General features: G+C 41.0%; 1 protein-coding gene. It reads right to left on the reverse strand.

What is annotated here, in order from left to right; all coding sequences use genetic code 11:
- Positions 1 to 1,422, reverse strand: a 1,422-nt coding sequence (locus Q0L00_RS19540; RefSeq protein ID WP_297338577.1) for an IS1634 family transposase, incomplete at its 3' end; no start/stop codon positions are given.
- Between the last annotated feature and the right edge of the window lie 73 nt (positions 1,423 to 1,495).

Here is a 1,495-nt window from a genome sequence, read left to right on the forward strand (position 1 = left end):
TTCTATGGTGTAGATTCCTTTTGCTATTTCAATTGCTTTTTGCGGTGAAAGGTCTGTTCTCATTTCATGGAGTTGTCTTTCCAGCTCTTTGTAAACCTTGTAAGCAACGAATGCAATGCTGATATGCGCTTCAATTCTTCTTTGTTTATAATGGTAGACCGGCCTTACCTTAATCTCATTTTTGGTTATCCTGAAGGCCTTTTCTATTTTCCAGAGATTGTTGTAGTTCTCAATCACCTGTTCTTTTTCAAGCTTCGTATTGGTAAAATATCCTTTGAGACCATCCCATTTTCCGTCCTGCTCAAACTTTTCCATATCCAGGGCAATCGTTATTTCTCCTTCCATTTTAAGGTATTTGTTGTAGCCTCTGTTGTTGATATGGGTTTTGTTGAGTTTACCTGTTTTTAGCTGTTTCTCCAGCTTTTTAAGCCCCTTTTCTCGATTAGATTTATCCTTTTTGGCCCGCTTCTCAGAGTAGCTCACAACCATTTTCAGCCCTTCTTCCCAGTCCAGTGAAACACTCTCTCCATTTTCAAGCTCGAGCGCCAATATTTTCTGCTTTTGATCATTGCCCGAAGATTTAAGCCGTGCCCCCAAGATGAACTCATATCCGTTATCGAGCAATTCCTTGATGTTATTTTTGAAAAGCAAACCTGAATCCGCCACAACTATCGGGGTGGGAAGGTCATATTTGTTCCTAAACGTTTCTATCACCGGTATCATGGTATGGCCTTCAAACTTATTGCCTTCAAAAATTTCATACGCCAGAGGATAGCCTTCAAGGCCGACCAGCAAGCCCAAAACAATCTGAGGGTTCTGGTGCTTCCCTTCTTTGGAAAAACCGGTCTTCCTCAGCTCATCCTCCTGATCTACTTCAAAATAAAGTGTCGTACAGTCATAGAATACGATAGAGATATTGCCCCCCAGTATTTTTTTGGTATGAGTGAAGCTGATCAGCTGTACGGTCTCCTTGTAGTTGGTGTAAAGCCTGTCCATGTACCGGTAAAGGTCCTGAACTTGAAAATCAAGGCCATGATAGGTCAGAAGATAATCACAGGTTTTGAGTTTGCTGGCTGGGAAACATATCCTGGAATAGACCAGCCATTTGAAAATGTCATCCTTGATGACATTGAATCCGATATCATTGAATATTTTATCCAAAAGCAGTTCTGTGCCTGAGACAGTGATGTTTTCCACACTATCCAAAACAGCGGCTGCTGTCTGCTCCTCGTTGTTGAAGGGCATGTCGAGAACACCTTTGTAATCCTTGATCCACTTTTCCCCTAAAGTAACCAGCCTTTCCACTTCGGATTTATCCGAACTGCTCCCAATGGTTTTGGCAACCGTGTAACTTCCCTTAACCTTCTTGATTACTTGGACACTGATCTTGCCACTTTTGTTAGGCTTTTTACGGACAAACATGTCTAAAAATACTCAAAATAACCTCTGGGACACCCAAATCAAAAATTGAAAAATTATAAAACAATGTATTTCA

Origin of the sequence: Algoriphagus sp., assembly GCF_024305035.1 — a bacterium.
In the GTDB taxonomy this organism is placed as follows: domain Bacteria; phylum Bacteroidota; class Bacteroidia; order Cytophagales; family Cyclobacteriaceae; genus Algoriphagus.